Genomic DNA, 20,433 nt, shown 5'->3' with positions numbered 1-20,433 from the left:
AATATTATAAGAAGTATCTACACTGACTTTACTCTAAAACCCCAGCCCCTGTCATTACTAATGACCAACTTTAATCAACCATTATCCAGTCACTATCCCCTACTATCGACGCATCAAACACCCGTTTTAAGCCTTGCTGAATCAGCTCAAAACGTAACGGTATAGGCTCGTGGTCTACTGTGATGATAGGTGCATCTATCGGAGTGATGGCTTGCCACTGCGCATTGTCATTGGTTTTATTCGCCAATACAAAACTAAAGAACGCCGTGTCACCTGCCATCATACGCAAATCATCAACGACCAGCTGTTCGGCTGCATCGCCAGTGGTAGAAGTGGCGGGTAGCATTTGGACGCGATACCCTGTCCAATCACCAGAGAACCAGTCAAGACGCTGGGCATAGGGTCGGCTTTGCGTTGGCATATTTGCCCTTATCGTTTGCGCATTATCGTACTGTGTCAGATAGCGATATTCAGGCAAGCGGCTATCTAAGACACTGCCTCTGAGTTCAATCAGTCTATGCTCATTATTTTCGGCAACGGTACGCCACATAAGTATCGTCGGTAGGACGGGCATGGTTTTGATGCGCGTGGTATTGATATTAGCCACTGCCAAAGTTTGCTCCGCTTTGGATTGGGCGTGGTATTTTAATCCTAAGCCCAATAATAAATAACTGCTACTGAGCAGCAGCATCCAAACCGCAAGGCGCTGACAACTCATCAGCAGTCCTGTTTTAAATACCGCAAGTTTGCACCCTTTAATAAGTCCCACGATCACCGCTATCAGGAGCGGGAGGGTATAGAGTGGATCAATAATAAAGACGGAGGCAATACTGATTGGGGTCATCTGCAACGGGTCTTGCAGCGGCCAAAATAGCTGCGTGCCGTAGACCGTAAAGCTGTCCAAGATAGGATGGGTGGTCAACACCAACGTCATGGCAAGTGCTAAGCGCCGCGTTGAATAAGGCAACGGCATATTGCGCCAGTGATGATAGCGACTGATTAGCCAAGCGCCGACGATACCTACTGCGCTCAGGACAAATAATGAATGACTAAAGCTGCGATGGTAGGTCATGTCGCTGATGGGGTCGGGGTAGCTAATCAGTACATCCAAGTCAGGCAGCGTGCCCAGTATCGCCCCGTATAGGTAGGCTTTGCGACCCTGATATTTGCCAAGTGCTGCCCCTTGCACGCTCGCGCCCAAGACGATTTGACTGAGTGAATCCATAGCGCTCTTATTAAATTAGGGTTTAGGTTAACTACAGTACGTCAAAGTTATGCGCTATTATCGCCTCACGCAGCATCGCAATATTATAGTACGCGTGCGCTTTCACGGTATTTTGAAAAAAGATATATAGCACATCAAAATGCTGACGCTGATTGGCAATCGCTTGCGCCCAATTCTGCATCTCCGCCTCGCTATAGCGATAATCATGACGATCGGCGGCGCTCATCGCATCCCACCAGTTTAGGTTGTTGCCATGCATGCGCAGGTAGCCTGTGCGCTCGGTAAATATCAGCCGCGCAGGCGGTAGACCGCTGACTTTAGGATAGTCAACGCTGCACCAAATGAGACCTTGCTGTTTAAAGCTATCGACTACTTGCGGAGTGTGCCATGCGTTATGACGAAACTCGACTGCTAGCGGATAATCGCCAAACCAGCTGACCAGATTGGCTAGATATAGCCGATGCTCACGAGTACGATCAAAGCCATGGGGGAATTGCAATAGTAGAGGCGCGAGCGCATCGGCTTCGATGAGTGGGGATAGGGCGTTTAAAAATGCTTGTGCGTGCTCCGCTGTGCCCTTACGCGCATGGGTAAAGTCTTGGTGCAGCTTGACGGCGAATTTGAGCTCACTGTCCGCTTGCTCATAAGCTTTATTAATCATACCGGTAAAGGCTTTTTGGCCGATAGGCGCATAAAAGGTACTATTAATCTCGACCGCGCCATATTGCTTAGCGTACTCACGTAAGAAGTCAGTCTTTTTGGTGCCTTCAGGATACAGCGTACCCAGCAGGTCAGTATCGCTATAGCCGCCTGTGCCTAAATAGATGGTCGAAGTAGAATGATTATTCATATAGTCAGTTCAAAATAAAATTGTTATGAAATTATGAAATTAAGCGCGCTACGCCATTTTTATAGTGAATCGACTACAGTATCCTATTGCTAGCGGCCTTTATTACAGGTTCGACTTTACTTTTGTCGCTGCCACAGCCATTCGATAACCGCTAGTACGGCATTGTCGTCACCTAACTCACGAGTGATTGCACCGCGACCTTCTGCAAATAGCGACTGCGCGTAGTCTTTGGCTGCGTCCACGCCCATGAGCTTCACGTAAGTTGATTTATCAAGCTTCTCATCGCTTCCAGCCGGTTTACCCAGATCATCGGTATTTCCTGTCACATCCAAGATATCGTCTTGTACTTGAAAGGCCAGACCAATATGCTGGGCACAGTCCTGCAGTGCCATCCGCTGCGGCGCTGTAGCACCGGCGCATATTCCGCCCATCAGCAGCGCCGCTTCTATTAACGCGCCGGTCTTATCTCGGTGGATGGATTCCAAATCCGTTTGCGATATGTCTGTACTCGCCTCGGCATTGAGATCGAGCATTTGCCCTGCCACCATGCGCCGCGCTCGCGGTGCAAATACGGCCAAAAGCTTACTGGCTATCACCTCATTAAAAGGCGCAAAGGTGGGTATCTCGGCGCTGAATATTTCAAAGGCTAAAGTTTGTAGCACGTCCCCTGCTAGCAAAGCGGTCGCCTCATCAAAGACGATATGAGCGGTGGGCTGGCCACGGCGCAGCTCATCATCATCCATACACGGCAAATCATCGTGTACAAGAGAGTAAGTGTGCAACAGCTCCACCGCTAATGCCGCTCTTCGGCACATATCATAATGGGCTTCATGGCGCAAAAGAGTCGCCAAGCCAGCTGGTTTATCTGCTATGGCGCTTGTCGTTTCGGCTTGTCCAGTAACTGAGGTCACATCATCAGTACTCGCGATAATACTAGCAAAAGCACTGGCGACTAATAAAGGCCGCACCAGCTTGCCTTCGCCGGTCATCACATAGCGACAAGCATCACCGAGCGGACTTGGCAAATTGGCGTAAGTAAATAGCGCTTCAATATCTGCGGCTAATTGTGTGCGTAACGAGTAAGAGAGCTGCTCAAAGGAGTCAAAAGGAACGAATTGCGAAGTGGAGGGGAGAGACATAAAGCTACCAATGACTAAGTGAAAAGACAAAAGCGAAAATCGCCTTAGTTTAGCATGAGTTTAGCATGATAGTGACAGCGGCTTATATAGCGACTGCGCAAGTATAGTCGCTTAGCCCGTATTGCGCGCGAGTAAGATTGGCTAAGCTTTGGTTACGTATTGATGATTTCATTCAGAGTGCTAATATGTTTTTATAATATAAGCCTTAAAGGCTTAATAACGATGAGTTGTAGAGCCGGCTCTTCGAGGGTGCTGCTATACAAATAAAGCATCTTGCAGAGTAGGTAAATGTCTCTTAAAGACTTAAGAGTGACTTACGAGTCCGGCTTTAGCTTGTGACAGTCGCGGTTATAATCCCTAAACTGATTGTCGATACAGGCTAAAGGGCACTGATAGCAACATACATTGCAGTACGCTCTAACCGGTCAAATTAAATAGCTGGTCTTTCATCTTATTGATCTTTTATTAATTATTATTTTTTACTACCTATTAGTTCTTACTAATAGCTATCAACGATAACTTTAATTCAAAAATGTAATCATTCAAATAATGAACCTTTTAATAAGCTTTGATTGTATCAATCAGCTTGTATAGCCCTATAAATCTTATAACCCAGCAAGGAGTTTCAAATGGTATATCAAGGAAATCGCATTACCGTGAGCATGCTAGAGGATGGCATTGCTAATATGCATTTTAATGCTGAAGGTGAGAGCGTCAATAAATTTGACATGGAAACCAATAAACAGCTTGGCGAAGCGGTGAGCGCTTTAGAACAAGCCGACGATGTTAAAGGTCTTATCGTCACTTCAGGCAAAGGCGTGTTTATCGCGGGCGCCGACATTACAGAATTTGTCGCTTCATTCCAAAAACCAGAAGATGAAATCAAAGACTGGGGCGTCAAAGTCAATGGTACTTTCAATCGCTTTGAAGACTTACCATTTCCGAAAGTTGCGGCTATCAATGGCGCGGCACTTGGCGGCGGCTGTGAGATGACTCTAGTGTGTGAATACCGTGTGATGAGCGAAAAAGCCAGCATCGGTCTTCCAGAGACGCAGCTCGGTATTTTCCCAGGTTTCGGTGGTACGGTGCGTAGTACTCGCGTCATCGGTATTGATAACGCTTTAGAGCTTATCGCGACGGGTAAGCCAAAAAAACCACTTGAAGCGCTAAAGTTAGGCTTAGTGGACGCTACTGTTGCTGCTGATGACTTGCAAAACGCTGCTGTTGATTTAGTCAAAAAATGTATCTCAGGCGAGCTTGATTGGCAAGCCAAACGTGAAGAGAAGCTCAATCCTGTTAAATTAAACCAGCTTGAGCAGGCCATGGCGTTCAATAGCGCTAAAGGCATGATCTTCTCAAAAGCCAATCCTAAGCAGTATCCAGCCCCAGCGCTCGCTATCGAAGCGATCGAAAAGCACGTCAATTTGCCACGTGACAAAGCTATCGAAGTTGAGGCCACTTATTTTGCCAAAGCCGCTAAAACGCCACAAGCTGAGAGCTTAGTTGGTCTGTTCTTAAATGATCAGCTGGTTAAGAAGCTGGCTAAGAAACACAGCAAACAAGCGCATGAAATCAATGAAGCCGCGGTATTAGGTGCAGGCATCATGGGCGGTGGTATCGCGTATCAAGCCGCTAGTAAAGGCTTGCCGATCATCATGAAAGATATCAAATCTGAGCAGTTAGATTTGGGTATGGGTGAAGCGAGTAAACTACTTGGCAAAATGGTCGAACGCAAAAAGATGACCCCAGCGAAAATGGGCGAAACTCTAAGCCGTATCCGTCCTACCTTGAACTATGGCGACTTTAGCGAGACTGATATCGTTATCGAAGCCGTAGTAGAAAATCCAAAAGTGAAGCACGCGGTACTCAAAGAAGTCGAAGGCTTAGTCAAAGAAGACGCGATTTTGGCCTCGAATACTTCAACGATCTCTATTACGCATTTAGCAGAAGTGCTTGAGCGTCCAGAGAATTTCGTTGGTATGCATTTCTTTAACCCAGTACACCGTATGCCGCTAGTTGAAGTGATCCGCGGTGAGAAGTCCTCTGAAGAAGCGATTGCCACCACGGTTGCGCTCGCAACTAAAATGGGTAAAGTGCCCGTCGTCGTCAATGACTGCCCAGGCTTCTTAGTGAACCGTGTCCTATTCCCATACTTTGGTGCTTTTGACTTATTACTTAAGCAAGGCGCGGACTTTACTCATGTCGATAAAGTCATGGAAAAATTCGGTTGGCCTATGGGTCCGGCTTATCTCATCGACGTCGTCGGTTTGGATACGGGCGTACACGGTGCAGAAGTTATGGCACAAGGTTTCCCTGATCGCATGAACCCTGATTATAAAGGCGCTATCCAGCATTTATACGAAAATGAGCGTCTCGGTCAAAAGAACGGCGTAGGCTTCTATAAGTACGAAACTGATAAGCGCGGTAAGCCGAAAAAAGTCGCTGATGAAGCCACTTATAAGCTGTTAGAAGCGACCACCGACAGCGACAAACAAGAGTTTGATGATCAAACGATCATTGACCGTACTATGCTAGCTTTCTGTAATGAGACGGTACGCTGCTTAGAAGATAATATCGTCAGCACCCCTGCTGAGGCCGACATGGCTATGATTATGGGTGTTGGTTTCCCGCCATTCCGCGGTGGTCCGTGCCGTTACATTGATCAATTGGGTCTAGATAACTATTTAGCGCTGTGTGAAAAATATGCACACCTTGGCAAAGCTTATGAAGCGCCGCAAAAGATTCGCGATATGGCAGCGGCTGGTGAGAGATTCTACCCTGTTGCATAACTGAGTCTTAACAGCAGATAGACCACAGTGTATAGATAACCTATTAGGATAAGTGCCGTAAGCTTGCTAACTATTCGAGATTCATAATCTATAAGCTAAGCATGACGGCGCTGACAACAAATTGAAAAGGAATACAGTATGACAACTTTAAGTCCAACAGACGTAGTCATCGTCGACGGTGTGCGTTCAGCAATGGGAAGAACCAAAAACGGTATGTTCCGTCATGTGCGTGCCGATAGCCTATCAGCTGAGCTGGTGCGCGCTTTAGTTGAGCGTAACGACTTCGATACCAATGATGTCGAAGATATCATTTGGGGCTGTGTCAACCAAACCCTAGAGCAAGGTATGAACATCGGTCGCAATATCGGCCTGCTTGCTGATATCCCTAAGACTACCGGCGGCCAAACCGTCAACCGTCTATGCGGCTCATCGATGCAAGCTCTGCACACCGCAGCGGCGCAAATTATGACCGGCCAAGGTGATACCTTTATCATTGGCGGCGTTGAGCATATGGGTCACGTCGGTATGATGCACGGCATCGATATAAACCCTGCCGCCTCTAAGCATTATGCCAAAGCCTCTAACATGATGGGGCTGACCGCCGAGATGCTGGGCCGCATGAACAATGTGAGCCGCGAAGAGCAAGATGCATTCGGTCTAGAGTCGCATCGCCGCGCTTGGGCAGCGACTACTGAGGGTCGTTTCGATAATGAGATCATCGGTATCGAAGGCCATGATGCAGATGGCCGTCTGCAGTTATGCACCGTCGATGAAGTGATTCGTCCAGATGCGACGATGGAGCAAATGCAAAAGCTACGTCCTGCATTTGATCCAAAAGGTAGCGTAACAGCGGCCACTTCATCAGCGTTATCTGATGGTGCATCCGCTATGCTAGTGATGAGCGCGCAAAAAGCCAAAGACTTAGGTCTTAAGCCGCGTGCTCGTATTCGTAGCATGGGTATCGCTGGCTGTGACGCTGCTATCATGGGCTATGGTCCTGTACCAGCCTCACAAAAAGCACTAAAGCGCGCAGGCCTAAGCCTAGAAGACATACAAACTATCGAGCTGAACGAAGCTTTTGCTGCGCAAAGCTTGGCCGTTATTAAGTCTATGGGTCTAGAAGATAAGCAAGACATCATCAACATCAATGGTGGCGCGATCGCTTTAGGTCATCCACTTGGTTGCTCAGGCGCGCGTATCACCGTGACTTTGCTCAACGCTATGGAGCAGATGGATACTGAGATTGGCCTTGCGACCATGTGTATTGGTCTAGGTCAAGGTATCGCTACCGTTATTGAGCGCGTATAAGAGTACGAACTGACTTTTATTAAGCAATAATCTTAGTGATATAGCAAAGCCCTTAGCGAAATAGCTAAGGGCTTTTTTTATGGTTGACTCTTATCTTTCACAAGGAAGAGGGCATATTTGAGCTTATCTCATTGACGCCCTAGCTAAACTATGACTAAATAAGAGATAGTATAAATTAATATTATAGGATTCTGTAGTACACGACTACAGTCGTACAAGGAGTGTAATATGTCTACCATGATTACCGATCGCACTTATCGTATCGCCCGCGAAAATACCCAAGCGATGATTATCGATGTCCAAGAACGCCTGACCCCGCATATCTTAGATCACGATAAGATCACTAAAAAGATAGTGACTTTGATTAAAGGTCTCCAAGCGCTTGATATCCCTATCATGCTCAATGAGCAATATAAAAAAGGACTAGGCGAGACCTTGCCTGAAATCACTGAAGTGCTAGAAGGCAGTAATGCCAAAGGCTTTGAAAAGGTGACTTTTAGCGCTTGTGATACGGATGATTCTTGGCACCATTTGGCGCAGCAAAATCGCAGCATCGTTATCTTATGCGGAGTTGAGACCCATGTTTGCGTCCTACAAACCGCGCTTGATCTACTAGATAACGGTATGCAGCCGGTCATCATTGGCGATGCAGTAGGTTCGCGTTTTCCTTATGATAAAAAACAAGCCATTCGCCGTATCCGCCGCGCAGGGGGCGTGATTACTACGGTTGAGACGATTTTATTTGAGCTATGCCGCAGTAGTAAAGATCCTGCATTTAAGACCATTAGCAATTTGATTAAATAATAAGGTCAGGTGTGATGAGGCAGTCGGCTCTATAGTATATCTTTGAAGGATATTGATAAATGCGATGCTGCCGCGTAGCATACAGCAGCATCCCTAAACAGTATCGTGACTATTTCTCAAAACCAACGCTTCAAATCAACGAGTTTTTTATGTCTTTTCATCAATCCGCGACTGCCAGCCATCATAGCTCTATGCCTACTAACCAGATCTCTAATCCACAAAACAACCCTCAGTCCAATGACAGTTATCCTCCAAAAGATATGGAAGATATCACTCATTTCTTATTAGAGTTAGATGCACTAAAGCGCGTCAATCGCCGCAGTTATGTAACCAATACCGATCGCCGCGAGAATTCAGCCGAACATTCTTGGCATCTTGCCATGGCATGCTGGTCGATAGCGGAGCTGTTTGAGCTTGATGTCAATCATGAGCAGTTACTGAAGATGGCGCTCATTCATGATTTGGGCGAGATTGATGCAGGCGATACTTTTTTATATGCTGATACGCGTCAAGATGCACATATTGAAGAGCGCGATGGTATAGCCCGTCTACAAAGTGAGCGCGGCAATGCTATAGCAGATCTAAGCAAGATTTGGGAGGAGCAAGAAACTGGAAATAGCGCGGAGACTCAGCTGCTCAAAGTCGTCGATCGCTTATTGCCATTTTTGCTCAACTTAAATACTGAAGGCAAAACGTGGCGTGAGCTTGGAGTGACACGTAGCCAAGTCGCAGGTGCGCATGCGTTTATTCAAGACAGCTTTGCTCCTATTCATAAATGGCTATCACACAATATTGACTATGCGACCCAGCAAGGATGGCTGATTGATAAGTAAATTTACAAAAACGCTAGGCATAGAAAAGCCCAGTTGAGCATTGCGATCTATGCTTAACTGAGCTTTTATTTTTTATTATATTAGAGATAAATTACGGTTTCGTGACACCCAGTAATTGACCCATTTTTACAAAACTATTGGCTTTCATGGTCTCTTGCCAGTCGGCTTTTGCAGCCTTTGGTAGTACGACAATAGCGGTAGACCCTAAATAAAAACGTCCAAGCTCATCACCTGCCGCAAACTGCATATCATGGTCTGCCTCTTGTATGTCGTCAGTGCGAGTAATCTTACCTGTCGCGACGGTCTCGATACCCGCGACGATCATCGCGCCGACCAGTACTACTGCGGCCTTACCGTACTGAGTATCAAACATACAAACCAGACGCTCGTTGCGCGCAAACAAATCAGGAATATTGGCCGCTGTGACCGTGTTGACCGAAAACAGCGTACCTGGTACGTAGCGCGTAGCCGTTAAAGTACCCGAAAATGGCATATGTACGCGGTGATAGTTGCTGGGCGCAAGATAAACCGTTGCAAAGCTACCATCTGCAAAATAATCACCATCAGCGCTATTGGCCAGCAGTTGACCGATATCATAGTCACGACCTTTGGCTTGCAGGACTTTGTGATCTTTGATTTGCCCAAGCTGTGATATTATCCCATCAGCAGGACTAACGATACCACCTGCAGTACTATCGATAGCGCGTGCATCGTCTTTTAGCTCGCGGGTAAAAAAGTCATTAAAGCTCTCATAAGCGTTGAGACTATCACGCTCATACTCTTCTAATGTGATATTGTAAGCCTTGGCAAAGCTACGAATAAAGGCGCGTTTGACTAGCGGATGACGGCTAGCAGCCAAGCGTCCAGCAAGCTCACTTAATTGCTGCTGCGGCACAAACTGTTGCAGGGTGGTAAATAGAGTCATAAAAGCTACCTAACAATAAATTAAAAATAACGGCTAAAAATAATCATGATAATACCCTCATTTTATCATGATCCGCTTTTATCTGTGTGTGCATAAGTTATCTTTGCATAGTCAGCCTAACGTCTATTAATAGCTATAAAGGAGTGGTCAATGAAAGCGCTTATTCAGCGAGTAGGGCAGGCGAGTGTCGAGGTCGATGGTCAAAGCGTTGGCGCAATTGAGCATGGAGTATTGGCTTATATTGGTCTTGGTCCTGATGATGACTTACAGACTGCCAAGCGCATGATCGATAAAATACTGACCTATCGTATCTTTGAAAACGAAAATGATCCTAAAAAGGCGGACAAGCTTGATCTGAATGTCCAGCAAGTCGGCGGTGGGTTATTATTGGTGTCGCAGTTTACTTTGATGGCGAAAACTGACAAAGGTCGTCGTCCTGATTTTGGCGGCGCGATGAGTCCTGAGGCGGCAGAGTCCTTATTTGCAGAGCTGATCGCTTATGCCAAGACTCAATATCCCAAAGTGGCGACGGGACAGTTTGGCGCAAATATGCAAGTGATGAGTATCAATGACGGACCGCTGAATTTTATAGTAGAGGTGTCCTAATTTAACAGCGCCCTAATCTTTTACTAATAAGGGATAAGGATTGACCGCGCGACCTTGGATATAGATACCATAGTGTACGTGCGGCGGTGTGCCTTTAGCATTGCCGCTATCACCCACGTAGCCAATAATATCGCCGACTTCCACCCAGTCATTGACCGCAATGTCGCCGAACTCTTGCAAGTGAGCGTAATAATGTCCTGCGCCGCCTGGACCGACAATCACCACCACATTGCCGCCTAAGTTGTTTTCGCCTACTTTGCTGACGATACCATGGGTCGTGGCTTGCACAGGGGTGTGGCGCTCGGCGAAGATGTCGATGCCTTCGTGCGAGCGTCCAGCACTACGAGCAGCGCCCCAAGTATCAGTCAAGTGCTGGCCGGGTAGCGGGCTTGGTAGGCTGTTATCCGTAGGTAGCGGCTCTTGTAGCAAAGTCGCCTGCTGCCACTTGCTAACGACAAAGCTTTGCGTCTGTAGACGTAGTGTTGGTAGCACTTTATCTATGACAAACAGCAGCGCAAACCATAAAGCCGCTCTGAATAATATACCGACTACACGTCCGATAAATCCAGGCTTCGGCGCTTTTTTATTAGTAGAATTAGGGAGGGGTGGCGGTTTAGTCGATGGCATGACGCGCTCTTGTAATTTGGTTGATAGGTATAATATACCTTTATATCATATTGTTTTTTAAGAGTATGTTTACCTTAGGATTGTTTATCACCCTATTTTATCATCTTAATAGTGACTATATTTTCAGCTGCATTTACAGCGACTACGAACTGACTTAGCTTATGACTGACCCTATGGATGAATTAGCAACCGCCCTTATTATCGATACCGAAACCGATCAAGGCCGTGATCCGCGTCCTATTCAAGTGGCGACTATCAATGTCGCTACCGGTTTTGAGTGGATGAAGTACTTCAATAGCGGCCGCACGATATCGCCGGTAGTCATTAAGGTTCATGGCATTACCGACGCTGATGTCGCAGGGTGTGAGCGGTTTGAGTCTGATAAGTTTGAGCTACCAGAGTATCTGATAGGACATAACGTACGCTTTGATTGGCGCGTCATAGGTAGGCCCTCTGCCAAGCTTATTTGTACAGTCAGACTGGCGCGCGTCGCCTTTCCAGAATGGCGCTACTATGGTCAGTCAAAGTGTATCGAACAGCTACTAGGCAAAGCCGAGGCGAGCAAAATGACCATCAAAGCCCACGACGCTTTGGGCGATGCACGGATGTGTTATTTGCTTTATAAAGCCTGCTGCGCGCGCCTGGAGATTGAACCAACCGACTTTGCCGCCGCGCATAAGATATCTAATACCGCAAGCCGTGTAAGTAGGATGCCTTTTGGTAAGCACAAAGGTAAGCTGATTAAAGATGTGCCTATCCATTATATAAAATGGATGCTAGGGAACATCCACAATATGCAGCCGACGCTGTATTCGGCGCTAACAAAGCGGGTAGAGGCAGAAAAAGTAAAAGAATCACCAGACTGCTAAGTGCTCACTTTTACCTGCCATCGTTTTAATATGATCTCAGTCGTTTAACTATGAGTTTTTAACCAATCTACTGCCATCTGCCACAGCTGCGGCACTTTGCTATAAGTTTTACGACTAAAATAGCGCATGTGCCCGATGTGACTGACGCCCAAATCTTTAGGATTTAGATAGTGTTTTTCTACTGACATGTTAGGGAATACTCTAATCATATCGTCCATATTCTCGCTATTGGCAATGTCATCATCACTAAAGCCGAGCCATAATGAGGGCATAGTCAGCTCATCATAGTAGTGATTGTGAATGGTTTTACCTAGCGCGGTTTTGATATAGCCTGCGCCATTACACCACTCGCGCCACTGACGGGCGACTCCGCGTGGTAGTGGCTCGCCCATTCCGATTTTGTCAGCAGGCGTATAGCCTAAGACTAAATTAGTGAGTGGAATAAAGGCGTCCATAAAACCCATGGCTTTGAGCTTATAAGGCATCTCTAAGTTTTTGATACGTCCTGAGGAGCACGCGACATTAAAGATTGAGCTCAGAGCAGCATAGTTCGGCATCAGCCCAATAAGTTGACCACCAGCACTGTGGCCGATGAGATGGTAGCTGGCCTCAGGGAACTCGTACTGCAAAGCATCAAGCACCGCTGGCATATCATGGCGACCCCAGCTAATAAGAGAAGCATCAGACTTGGCTAGAGTCGTTGATAAAGACTGGCCGATACCTTCATTGTCATAGGTGATAACCCCAAAACCTTGCTCCGCCAAAAAAGTAGCAAAGATATGATAAAACTGACGTTTGATACCTGTCGCCGGCGCTATCATTACCGCTGTTTTTATCTTTGACGCTGTACTGGTTTGCGGATGGTAAACAGTCGCTGCTAACGGCTGGTTGCGCTCAGTCATAATAGTTAAGGGATAGCTATCGATAGCGCTATTGTCAGTATTCTTTTTATAATGACCGACAGTATCGGCAGCTAAAAGAGTGGTAGTAGGCGTTACAAGAGCATCGTTATCAAGCATAATTATATCCTAAAAGCTTAAAGTGTCGTTATTGGGTAGTCAGAAGTCGCGAATGTCATTAGATGATAAAGCTTATGATAAGATACATAGTAAACCAAGCGAATTAGACAGTAAAATATAATATAGCTGAAATAAAAGCAGCATGACCGATACGCCAGTAGTGCTCATGCAGTATGAATAAACATTAGCCTAAAATAACAGTTAAATAAATATAGGACATATTATGATGCAAATGAAGATCAACAATGAAAATTATGAAGTCATTACCAGCAATGATATCTCAAACATAGAGCAGGCCGTCGATAAATCTAGCTTAAGTATGCCTCTAGTGGCGGTCTACTGCGGTTCGCGCTCGGGTAATAGCGAGATATATGAGCAGGCGGCGCGTGAGCTTGGTCGCGCTTTAGCCCATAACGGCCTAGGTTTAGTCTATGGCGGCGCTAGCATCGGGCTAATGGGCGCAGTCGCGGATGAAGTTATCAAAGGCGACGCGCAAGCGGTTGGAGTGATTCCAACCTTTATGCTCAAGCACGAGATTGCTCATCAAGGTCTCACTCGCCTGCATCTGACCGATACTATGCACACGCGCAAGACGGTGATGGCCGAATATGCTGATGCCTTTATTACTTTGCCTGGCGGCCTTGGTACGCTTGAGGAGATTATGGAGATTGCCACATGGCGTCAGCTCTATCAGCACGAAAAACCAATGATTATTCTTAATATAAATGGTTTTTATGATCGTATGCTTGAGCATCTTAAGTTCACCACTGAGCAGGGCTTTATGAAGCAGCAAGATCTAGAGCGCTTAGTCGTCTGTAACACTATTGGGGAGGCAATTGAGCTGCTACAAACCATCGTCACTATCGACGATGAGGTCGATACCAAAAAGATGGTTGGCAATTAAACTGAGTGGCTACTCAGCTCTTAAATCCAGTTTTTAAATCTAACCCTTTAACCTAGTTATCTTAATAAAAAAGCGACCATTACAACGAGTAACGGTCGCTTTTTTATAGTCAGTCTTATCGATATGGTTATTAGATAAGAGTATGAAAACAATAAACCTAAACCTCAGCGGTCGTCAGACTATCTAAGGCCAACTCGCTAATTCCGTGGTTGACGCCTGCCATCGCTACAGGAAAACCGCGCTGTTGAGCGAGCTTTTGGGCCATTTCGTGGACATCTGCGCTATCGTTGCGCGCTAAATAAGCCCAGTCATGAGTATAGCGAGCAGTGTTAGCGGCTAAGTCTTTATCTAACACTCCGATCTCTAATAACTGAGCGACGATTTCGTCAGCGGCGAGTAAAGTCGAGGAGGCTTTGACATTTTCAGCGCGCGCATAGTGTAAGTGCTTATAGAGGCTGACATCCGCTACGCGCAAGGTATCATCTTTACCGGGTATTTGCTGTCCACCGTACAGAGCATTGCCTACCGTACGCGCACTATTAAAGGTCGGTACAAACTCAGCCACATACTCAATTGCTTGCTGACTACGAGCTTGCAGGGGCGCTTTGTCCCAGCCATCTTCGATATAATGCAGATATTGGGAAGGCAGTTTTGGCTGCGCGCTGTTTTCACTAGAAGCCACTAAGCCATCATCGAACAATGTAATCGCTTTACTCATACCATGAATCTGAAAATAGCCGCCGGGGTAAGGCGTCAGCTGTGCCATTCCTTCTGGCGTGCCGCGTGCACCATATACGATGATCTCAGGGATCTGTCCGCCCGCATCTTCCCAATGAGTAATATAAGAGGATTTGAACTCGACCATACGCTCCACATCTACCCCGACCATATCGTCGATAATACCGGTGCGAAAGCCGCAGGCATTGATTAGATAGTCGACTTCGATGGACTCAATAGCATTTGCATTCTTGCTATCTACTAAACTCATCTCAGACTTATCATCATTATCAAACGGTTTGGCGCGATGTTTTACGGGCTCATCATTGTGCTGATAGTCAATTCGCCATTTGCTGACATGATGATTGGCATTATTACAGTCACTGCATTCAACGGCGTGCACTTGTGCAACTTGGGTATTGGTAAAGACATGGGCATTGTCATAACCTTCGAGAGCCAGCTGCGCTGAAGCGGCAAGGCGAAAGATATTCCAGCCATATTCTTGTACGACAATAAGTGGGTATTTGACTTTATTGAGGTCTAAATGTTTAGCCACTGGAATGACCCATTCATCGAGAGTCTTCGGTACTGCGACTTGCTCACGTTCAGACAGCTCGATTAAGCGCTCATGGCTATAGAGCTGATAGTAATCTTCAGGCTCGCCAAGCACCTTATTGTTAGGGTCTTGAGCAATCAAGTCGCGATAAGCTTGGGTCAAAATATCAAGACGCGGCAATAAATCCTCAGGCAAACCCTCATCTCGTGTCGGTATCGCAAACACTGTAGGACGGACATCGATAGTGTAGGGATACAAGCGCAGGATATCGATACACTGCTTGAGTAGCGCCACGCAGTCCTCATCAGGAATCTCGCGGTATAAGTTGCCACCTGCATGTAGATGACACATAGGCGGACCATCGATTAAAGAGGTCTTTTTTTCAAACAAATAGGTCTCAAGACCTAAAGCGGCAAGGCGAATCGCAATAGTAGCGCCGGCCGTACCGCCGCCTAAGATACCAACGCGTTTAGATGCCGTTTTTTCACCCATCAGCGGCTGGCTCGCAAAAGGGCTAGTAAGGGGGTCAGGCGGTGTGCTTACTTTTTTGTCATGGGATTGAGTCATTATTCTGCTCTTATTATTTTAGCGTCGTCAACGGCTACGGAGTATTGATATTTGCTGACTAGAGTTGGAGAAATAACGGTAGCTCATTACTTGTGAGTACTCAGTGTTTTAAGCTCATAGACGCTATGGGTTTAAAGCTATGGGTTTAAAGCTATGGGTTTAAAGCTATGGGTTCAAAATAGTCATATATAAAAGATATGCGTGCGCAACAGGCTAAGTTCAATGGAAAACAACAACTCTATGCGTCATTAATTACTTAAAGGTAATAACAAAAATTATGAAGCTGCACTTATCATGTAGGATTATATTTTATAAAAAACTAAAGAAAGTATCAGAGTAAATACGTAAGTATATGCATTAGTTTTGTCAGTAAAAATAGAAGAAGCAGGAAGATAACAGTACTGAATATGAGGGTCATTATAATCCTCAAGCTTTTACTATGCCGCTAATATTTATGTCGCTTTTATTTATATCGCAAATACTTATACCTTTGATAATGAGCTGGCATGGACGTTAAGCACAGCTCACGAGACACCACTTGCATCAAAATCCAAAAACCGTTAAAATCGCGGTTCAATTTTCCCGCTGGGGAAAGGCTAAGAGAGCAAAAGTGTGGTGTTGGATGCTGGAATAAGCCAGTGATGCAATGGCTAGACTTACAGATGTGCTTAGTGCCTCAGTTACGTATGCTTAAAGCTTCAATAAGCAGGCATACATCGGACTTAAGAGAGTTTATTATGCGTAAAGATATTCACCCAAATTACCAAGAAGTTCTATTCCACGACACTAACGCTGACGTGTATTTTTTAACTCGTTCAACAGCAAAAACTAAAGCGACACGCGAGTATGAAGGCAAAGAGTATCCTTACTATCCGTTAGATATCTCAAGTGCCTCACATCCATTCTACACCGGCGAGCAGCGTAAGAGCTCTACCGAAGGCCGTGTGGCAAGCTTCAACAAACGCTTTGGCGCGTTTGGTGGTCGTAGCAAAAAAGCAAAAGCTGAATAATTGGCTTTTACTGAACGAAAAGCTAAAGCTTGAGTTCAAGCACCATTCAAAAAAACCGCTGAACAATCAGCGGTTTTTTTATGCAAAAATAGTTTTTTTATGCAAAAATAATAGTTTTTATCTGTTATGCGGTGCTAGAACGGGTAGCCGAGGGGTCAAACAGTTCCGCTATAAGCTCGGCTAACTGCTGCGCCCAATAGCCATACATCAGGCTGCTCGGATGAAAACCATCATCAGCAAACATGACTGAGATATCAATAGGCGCACCATTTGCATGCTCATCTATCATCCGCGCAAAATCAGTCGCCATGTACGTCACGCCATCGTGAGCATGACAGACTTGCTGCAATATGTCATCGAGCTTTGCTGCTTTACTCCCTACAAAATGACTCAAAGGCGCAGGCAATGCTGGCATTTTCTCCATTTGCGGCAATCTGGCAAAGATCAGCTGCCGCACGGCAAATTTACGCTGAGCAATAGCAATAATAGCTTCGAGCCGCTGCTGCCACTCAGCCGCTGCGACCTTGGATGTCGTATCATTAACCCCAACACTGATGACCATGACATCAAGTGGCAGACTGGGTTTAGGGATGACATATAAGCGGCGCAAAATATCAAAGCTCGTGTGTCCCGTTGTCGCCTGTACTGACCAACTCAGTGTAGCAAACTGCTGGCCAAAGCCTTGATTACCCAACGCTTGTTGCTGTAGAGCAGGTATCAGTTGACCTGCTAGCGCATCTTGTTGGGTTTGGCTGCCCACTCCAGCTGCCGCCGAATCACCGACCACCATAACGCTTAAGGTATGGTCATTGTCGTTTGTTATTTGCTGGACGGCGTCAGTAAGCTTAACTCGTCCATGACGCTCGCCCTCAGGCTCAGGCAAGCGCACCGTGTCGCGTTTGACCTTGTAGCCTTGATATAGATAGATTGGCGCTAGCAGCATCTCTTTTGCCGCGCCAGCTATTGTAGTCGTCGCTACCATCCTGTACGCTCCCGAATCGTAGTTAAAGTATCATCAATAAGTAGTTTGCCATCGACATAGACATCGCGTAGTAAGCTTTGAGCGGTGTTATCAAGGTTATCAAGCTCATCTACTGTAATGGTTTTTAGCTGACCGCTGCTATCTTTTATCAAGGCCAGTCGGCCTTTTTTTGAGCGCTTTGAGTGACTGGTGACAGGGTCTTTGTAGATATCTATCCATTTGCCATCGATACAGATAGCGCTGGCTTTCATCGCCCAGCTCATCGTGTCGCGGTTGACTTGTTGTAGCAGACCGCCACCCATACCAAAGGTAATATTCTCCGCGCTAAAACCGGCATCCATTACCGCATTGATGATTTTGCCTAAGCTTTGCGCATTGATACCATCGCCTTGAATAATGCGGACGTAATTTGGCAACACTTTATAGCCTTTGCTATTGATAGTGGTGCCAAATTTTACCGCTAAGCGCTCTAACGCTTCACGGACAACCTTAGTCGGCTCACCGCTATCAGGACGAATGACTAAAGTACCGCCCATGTTTTCAACCGCTTCTTTTAGCTCATCGCCCCAGATGTTGTCGATAGCGTTCCATAAGTCGTAACTGTCAGAGACCACCGAAAAAGCTTTGTCTGGACCGCCGAATTGTTCAATCATATTGGCAAAAGCAGCGGTCTCGCCATCGCGGCCCCAAGCAGTCATGGTACTGTGCTCAGCAGCAGGAATGGAGAAAGCGGCCATCTGTTTATCCATACCATACCAGCGACTAGCTGCGACCAAAGCGGTCATCGAGTCGGTACCTGAAAAGTTCACTAAGTTCGCCAAACTACCCAGCGCTACCGACTCAAAACTCGACGCCCCACGAGCGCCAAAATCATGTAAGCGAAAGGGTAGAGAGTCCGTAGTATCGGCAGATTTCTCAAGCGCCTTACGGATAATAGTCTTACAGTAGTAAGAAACGCTCGCCACCGTCGAGGGATACCAAATCGCGCGTAGCAGCGCAGTTTCGATATAGCTTGGCAGCCAATAAAACTCAGGATCGGTATTGACGATCTGACAGACGACATTAGAGACAGGGACGATACTGCCTTCAGGTACCGCTTCGATACGTAGTGGCAGATAGCCGCCGTGTTTTTCTAGCAAACGCTCCCAGCCTGTACGATTAAAGGTCAAGCCGTGCGCTGTTATCACCAGCTCAGCTTCATCGATATCTTGCTGAGTGATTGGGCGACTTAGATACTCCTTAATAAAGGCTTGTAGACCGAAAAAGACCACATCGTAGTCGCCTTTTCGTGCTTCGACATAGCTTGACATATACTCGCTTCCGGGCGGATATTGCACCCAGTGTGAGGTTTTGTAACTATCAGAATTTAAAATTAAATTGTTGAAATTACTCGTGTACATCACAGAACTCCTCTGCTTTTTGATGTCGCTGTTTGCTTTGTAAACAAGTTACGACGGAATAAGCCTTTGCCGTCTATCGGCTTAGGCATTGAAAATTTTTTATGGAGACGCCTCAATGATTCACTAAAGCCCGACCATCTTAGTAATAATCGCATAATGATCTTCAAACATCATTTTGGCATCAAGCTCAGCTAGTGGTAGCCAAAAAGCATGAGCCGCATCATCTCCGCCTTTCACTTTTGGCAGACCTTTGGCGTCGTTTTTTAATTGTAAATAAAAGGCTTGGGTCAAGGTACGACCACGGGCAGAGCGGTACGGATCATCGAAGGTATGCTGACTATGAAATGAGCCGCGCAGTACTGGCTCTGGGACTTTAAGGCGCGTCTCCTCGCGCAGCTCGCGAATACAAGCATCAAATAAGGTTTCTTTCGGATTGAGAAACCCGCCCGGCAGTGCCCAAAGTCCGCGCCCTGGCATACTACGGCGCTCAACGAGTAAGATATGCCCTGATTGCACCACCAGTGCATCAGCGGTCATAAAGGTCGGCGGGTAGGGGGCAGATTCCCATTGTTTTTTATATTTATCAATGAACCCAGCCTCTTCATGCAAGCGCTGATACTCAGCCGTTTTATTGAATTCTTTTAGCACATCACGTGTGGACTCAGGAGTACGCTCAGGAGTTGGCATCGCACCCATCAGATAGCTATCACGAATAGGCGTCGCTGATAGGTTTTGATAATTAGGCACTGAGACTGACGCCCAGTTAGGGAATAAGGATAAGTAATAAGAAGAGCTGTCTTTTGAGTGACCAATAAGGCCGATATCTGCTTGTAAGTCGCCCGTTACCGATTTGACGCTTGCCTGTACATATTTGAGCCAGCGCGTGTCATTGTAAAGCGCATCATCGAGCGCCACGCAGTGAATACGCGCCGCATCTTCATCGCTATACGCGCCCTTAATCATCGCGGTACGCTCATCTACCGAAAACGGATTACGTAGGCTGCGTGGCAAGTTAGCAGAACCTATTAGCATAATGACATTATCTGCCCGCTGTAGCGCTTCATCAATGACCGCTTTATGTCCGCAATGAAAAGGCTGGAAGCGTCCGATAAAAACTAGATATTTATAGTGCTTATTATGGTTAGTATTGGCTGCTGCGGATACGTTCATAAACCTTTTTCCCTACGACAAGCTTATTAGTTATTACTCAAAAAATGCTCAATGACGCTAATACTGACACAAGCGCTTAGCAGCTGACAAGTGTAAAGATGTTTTGTGCCACTGACCGTCATAAACAATGGAA

Annotated in this window: 18 protein-coding genes; 8 read left to right on the top strand and 10 right to left on the bottom strand. The window is 46.3% G+C overall.

The features are described from left to right. Positions 1–70 precede the first annotated feature (70 nt). The 3 genes from AAEY83_RS05040 to AAEY83_RS05030 all read right to left on the bottom strand — a co-directional run bounded on the left by AAEY83_RS05040 (position 71) and on the right by AAEY83_RS05030 (position 3,214). Positions 71–1,225 carry a metal-dependent hydrolase gene (locus tag AAEY83_RS05040; RefSeq protein WP_025646286.1) on the bottom strand — a complete coding sequence of 385 codons (1,155 nt, stop codon included), beginning with the start codon at positions 1,223–1,225 and terminating at the stop codon, positions 71–73. A gap of 31 nt (positions 1,226–1,256) precedes the next feature. Continuing rightward, positions 1,257–2,075, bottom strand: coding sequence for a DUF72 domain-containing protein (locus tag AAEY83_RS05035; RefSeq protein WP_025646288.1), 819 nt, complete (start codon positions 2,073–2,075; stop codon positions 1,257–1,259). Positions 2,076–2,191: 116 nt separating this feature from the next. Beyond that, positions 2,192–3,214 carry a polyprenyl synthetase family protein gene (locus tag AAEY83_RS05030; RefSeq protein WP_025646290.1) on the bottom strand — a complete coding sequence of 341 codons (1,023 nt, stop codon included), beginning with the start codon at positions 3,212–3,214 and terminating at the stop codon, positions 2,192–2,194. Between the two features lie 629 nt (positions 3,215–3,843). Between AAEY83_RS05030 and fadB the strand changes: the two genes are divergently transcribed. The 4 genes from fadB (at position 3,844) to AAEY83_RS05010 (ending at position 8,948) form a co-directional block, all read left to right on the top strand. Further along, positions 3,844–6,003 (top strand): fatty acid oxidation complex subunit alpha FadB, encoded by a 2,160-nt coding sequence (gene fadB / locus AAEY83_RS05025; RefSeq protein ID WP_025646292.1) that lies wholly within the window; start codon positions 3,844–3,846, stop codon positions 6,001–6,003. Positions 6,004–6,141: 138 nt separating this feature from the next. After that, positions 6,142–7,311: an acetyl-CoA C-acyltransferase FadA gene (fadA, locus tag AAEY83_RS05020; RefSeq protein WP_025646294.1), complete on the top strand. Its 1,170-nt coding sequence runs from the start codon at positions 6,142–6,144 to the stop codon at positions 7,309–7,311. 228 nt (positions 7,312–7,539) lie between these two features. Then, complete coding sequence (locus tag AAEY83_RS05015; protein ID WP_025646296.1) at positions 7,540–8,115, top strand: isochorismatase family protein; 576 nt, start codon at positions 7,540–7,542, stop codon at positions 8,113–8,115. A 149-nt stretch (positions 8,116–8,264) separates the two neighbouring features. Next, entirely contained in the window at positions 8,265–8,948 is a 684-nt protein-coding gene (locus tag AAEY83_RS05010) for an HD domain-containing protein (RefSeq protein ID WP_025646298.1), read from the top strand. Between the two features lie 91 nt (positions 8,949–9,039). On the opposite strand, the gene asd is transcribed toward AAEY83_RS05010, so the two are convergent. Beyond that, positions 9,040–9,873 carry an archaetidylserine decarboxylase gene (asd, locus tag AAEY83_RS05005; protein ID WP_025646299.1) on the bottom strand — a complete coding sequence of 278 codons (834 nt, stop codon included), beginning with the start codon at positions 9,871–9,873 and terminating at the stop codon, positions 9,040–9,042. Between the two features lie 150 nt (positions 9,874–10,023). Between asd and dtd the strand changes: the two genes are divergently transcribed. Beyond that, positions 10,024–10,479 carry a D-aminoacyl-tRNA deacylase gene (gene dtd, locus AAEY83_RS05000; RefSeq protein ID WP_025646301.1) on the top strand — a complete coding sequence of 152 codons (456 nt, stop codon included), beginning with the start codon at positions 10,024–10,026 and terminating at the stop codon, positions 10,477–10,479. Between the two features lie 12 nt (positions 10,480–10,491). Here dtd and AAEY83_RS04995 read toward each other — a convergent pair whose 3' ends face one another. Next, positions 10,492–11,106: a M23 family metallopeptidase gene (locus tag AAEY83_RS04995; protein WP_025646303.1), complete on the bottom strand. Its 615-nt coding sequence runs from the start codon at positions 11,104–11,106 to the stop codon at positions 10,492–10,494. Positions 11,107–11,267: 161 nt separating this feature from the next. On the opposite strand from AAEY83_RS04995, the gene AAEY83_RS04990 reads away from it, so the two are divergent. Next, a complete protein-coding gene (locus AAEY83_RS04990) occupies positions 11,268–11,975 on the top strand; it encodes a putative quorum-sensing-regulated virulence factor (protein WP_025646306.1) in 708 nt (235 codons plus the stop codon). Positions 11,976–12,019: 44 nt separating this feature from the next. On the opposite strand, the gene AAEY83_RS04985 is transcribed toward AAEY83_RS04990, so the two are convergent. Beyond that, the gene (locus tag AAEY83_RS04985; RefSeq protein ID WP_025646308.1) at positions 12,020–12,994 is read right to left on the bottom strand and encodes an alpha/beta hydrolase family protein; all 975 of its coding nucleotides are present in this window, start codon (positions 12,992–12,994) and stop codon (positions 12,020–12,022) included. A gap of 226 nt (positions 12,995–13,220) precedes the next feature. Here AAEY83_RS04985 and AAEY83_RS04980 point away from each other — a divergent pair, with 226 nt between their 5' ends. Next, the gene (locus AAEY83_RS04980; RefSeq protein WP_025646310.1) at positions 13,221–13,898 is read left to right on the top strand and encodes an LOG family protein; all 678 of its coding nucleotides are present in this window, start codon (positions 13,221–13,223) and stop codon (positions 13,896–13,898) included. 157 nt (positions 13,899–14,055) lie between these two features. Here the strand turns inward: AAEY83_RS04980 and AAEY83_RS04975 are convergent, their stop codons facing one another. Continuing rightward, on the bottom strand, positions 14,056–15,663 hold the full coding sequence (locus AAEY83_RS04975; RefSeq protein WP_037059379.1) for an FAD-dependent oxidoreductase: 1,608 nt from the start codon (positions 15,661–15,663) through the stop codon (positions 14,056–14,058). A gap of 812 nt (positions 15,664–16,475) precedes the next feature. Here AAEY83_RS04975 and AAEY83_RS04970 point away from each other — a divergent pair. After that, a complete protein-coding gene (locus AAEY83_RS04970) occupies positions 16,476–16,748 on the top strand; it encodes a type B 50S ribosomal protein L31 (protein ID WP_025646314.1) in 273 nt (90 codons plus the stop codon). A gap of 124 nt (positions 16,749–16,872) precedes the next feature. Here AAEY83_RS04970 and AAEY83_RS04965 read toward each other — a convergent pair whose 3' ends face one another. From AAEY83_RS04965 to AAEY83_RS04955, 3 genes are all read right to left on the bottom strand, one after another. After that, a complete protein-coding gene (locus AAEY83_RS04965) occupies positions 16,873–17,730 on the bottom strand; it encodes an SGNH/GDSL hydrolase family protein (RefSeq protein ID WP_025646316.1) in 858 nt (285 codons plus the stop codon). Then, positions 17,724–19,130 (bottom strand): nicotinate phosphoribosyltransferase, encoded by a 1,407-nt coding sequence (locus AAEY83_RS04960; RefSeq protein ID WP_025646318.1) that lies wholly within the window; start codon positions 19,128–19,130, stop codon positions 17,724–17,726. Before AAEY83_RS04960 ends, AAEY83_RS04965 begins: the two co-directional genes overlap by 7 nt. Before the next feature lie 123 nt (positions 19,131–19,253). Next, entirely contained in the window at positions 19,254–20,300 is a 1,047-nt protein-coding gene (locus AAEY83_RS04955; RefSeq protein WP_025646320.1) for a bifunctional nicotinamide-nucleotide adenylyltransferase/Nudix hydroxylase, read from the bottom strand. Positions 20,301–20,433: the final 133 nt, after the last annotated feature.

This window comes from Psychrobacter sp. TB20-MNA-CIBAN-0197 (assembly GCF_040309765.1).
Taxonomy (GTDB): Bacteria; Pseudomonadota; Gammaproteobacteria; order Pseudomonadales; family Moraxellaceae; genus Psychrobacter; species Psychrobacter submarinus.
The sequence above is the reverse complement of the archived record's forward strand: the minus strand, read 5'-3'. Positions and strand labels throughout refer to the sequence as shown.